The organism is Amycolatopsis circi (assembly GCF_003385235.1).
In the GTDB taxonomy this organism is placed as follows: Bacteria; Actinomycetota; Actinomycetes; order Mycobacteriales; family Pseudonocardiaceae; genus Amycolatopsis; species Amycolatopsis circi.
In genome coordinates this window covers 1-2,419 of record NZ_PQIA01000283.1, presented here as the reverse complement: position 1 = coordinate 2,419, position 2,419 = coordinate 1, and the positions used below count along the sequence as shown (strand labels likewise).

The 2,419-nt window shown below is 71.6% G+C and carries 1 protein-coding gene; it reads right to left on the bottom strand.

The genetic code is table 11. The features are described from left to right. Positions 1-100 precede the first annotated feature (100 nt). Positions 101-2,419 (bottom strand): translation initiation factor IF-2 (infB, locus tag D0D37_RS46250; protein WP_116206890.1); only part of this gene is annotated, 2,319 nt, incomplete at its 5' end.

Below are 2,419 nucleotides of genomic sequence, written 5' to 3'. Positions count from 1 at the left end.
CCCTCAGCGTGTTGTGCGGGGGTTCGACCCCCGCACAACACGCTGAGGGCGGGGAGGGGCGAGCGCAGCCTGCGAGCACGCCCCTCCCCCAACGGAAGCCTCAGCTACGGGGCTTCTCCCGCTGTTCGTAGGTCTCGATCACGTCGTCGACCTTGATGTCGCTGTACGAGCCCAGCGTGAGACCGCACTCGTACCCTTCCCGGACCTCGACCACGTCGTCCTTGAACCGGCGCAGCGAGTTGATCGGCAGGTTCTGCGCCACGACGTTGCCGTCGCGCAGGAGGCGGGCCTTGGCGTTGCGCCGGATCTCTCCGGACATGACCAGGCAACCCGCGATCGTGCCGATCTTGGAGGACTTGAAGACGTCCCGGACCTCGGCGCGGCCCAGTTCGACCTCTTCGTACTCCGGCTTGAGCATGCCCTTCAGAGCCTGCTCGATCTCCTCGATCGCCTGGTAGATGACCGTGTAGTACCGGACGTCGACGCCCTCGCGGGTGGCCCGCTCGGTCGCCTTGCCCTGCGCCCGGACGTTGAACCCGAGGACGATCGCGTCGGACGCGGTCGCCAGGTCGATGTCCGATTCGGTCACGCCGCCGACGCCGCGGTGCACCACGTTCAGCTCGACGTCTTCGCCGACGTCCAGCTGCAGCAGCGCCGCTTCGAGCGCCTCGACGGTACCCGAGTTGTCGCCCTTGATGATCAGGTTGAGGCTGCTCGTCTCCTTCAAGGCGGAGTCGAGGTCCTCGAGGCTGACCCGCTTGCGGCGCGACGCGTTGAGCGCGTTGCGGGTGCGGGCGGAGCGGCGCTCGGCGATCTGCCGGGCGACGCGGTCCTCGTCGACCACCAGGAAGGTGTCGCCCGCTCCCGGCACCGAGGTGAACCCGATGACCTGGACCGGACGCGAGGGCAGCGCCTCGGTGACGTCCTCGTTGTGCTCGTCGACCATCCGGCGGACGCGGCCGTAGGCGTCGCCCGCCACGACCGAGTCGCCCACGCGCAGCGTGCCGCGCTGGACCAGGACGGTGGCCACCGGGCCGCGGCCGCGGTCGAGGTGCGCCTCGATCGCGACGCCCTGGGCTTCCATGTCCGGGTTGGCCCGGAGGTCCAGAGCCGCGTCCGCGGTCAGCAGGATCGCCTCGAGAAGCCCGTCGATGTTGATGTTCTCCCGTGCGGAGATCTCGACGAACATCGTGTCGCCGCCGTATTCCTCGGCGATGAGGTTGTACTCGGTGAGCTGCTGCCGGATCTTGTCCGGGTTCGCGCCCTCCTTGTCGATCTTGTTGATCGCGACCACGATCGGGGCCTTCGCGGCCTGCGCGTGGTTGATCGCCTCCACCGTCTGCGGCATGACGCCGTCGTCGGCCGCCACCACGATCACCGCGATGTCGGTCGAGTTCGCGCCTCGGGCACGCATGGCGGTGAACGCCTCGTGGCCCGGGGTGTCGATGAAGGTGATCAGGCGCGGGTTGCCCTCGAGCTCGGTCTCGATCTGGTAAGCACCGATGTGCTGGGTGATCCCGCCGGCCTCGCTTTCGCGGACCTTCGTCTTGCGGATCGTGTCCAGCAGCCGGGTCTTACCGTGGTCGACGTGACCCATGATGGTCACGACCGGCGGCCGGACCTGCAGGTCCTCCTCGCCGCCGGCGTCGTCGCCGTAGGTGATGTCGAAGGTCTCGAGCAGCTCGCGGTCCTCCTCCTCGGGGGAGACGACCTGGACGACGTAGTTCATCTCGCCGCCGAGCAGCTCGAGGATGTCGTCCGACACGGACTGCGTCGCGGTGACCATCTCGCCGAGGTGGAAGAGCACCTGCACCAGCGAAGCCGGGTTGGCGTCGATCTTCTCGGCGAAGTCGGTCAGCGAAGCGCCGCGCGGCAGCCGGATCGTCTCGCCCTGCCCCTTGGGCAGGCGGACGCCGCCGACGCTGGGCGCCTGCATGTTGTCCATGTATTCCTGGCGCTTCTGCCGCTTCGACTTGCGGCCCTTGCGCGAGGGCCCGCCGGGACGGCCGAACGCGCCGGCCGTGCCGCCGCGGCCACCCGGGCCACCACGACCGCCGCCGCCGCGGAAACCGCCGCCGCCGGCCGGGGCGCCACCGCCGCCGCCGCCCGGACGGAAACCGCCGCCACCGCCGCCGCCGGCGCCACCGGGACGGAAACCGCCGCCACCGCCGCCGCCACCGGGGCCGCCGCGGAAGCCGCCGCCACCGCCGCCGCCCGGACGGCCGCCGCCGCCACCGGGACGACCGCCGCCGCCACCGCCGGGACCGCCTCGGCCGCCTGCCGGTCCGGCAGGACGGGCGCGGCCCGGCATCATGCCGGGGTTCGGGCGCGGGGGCATGTTGCCCGGGCTCGGCCGGTTGCCGCCGCCCTGCCCGCCGGGACGCGGCGCACGTTCGCCTCCGGCGCCCTGGCCGCCGCC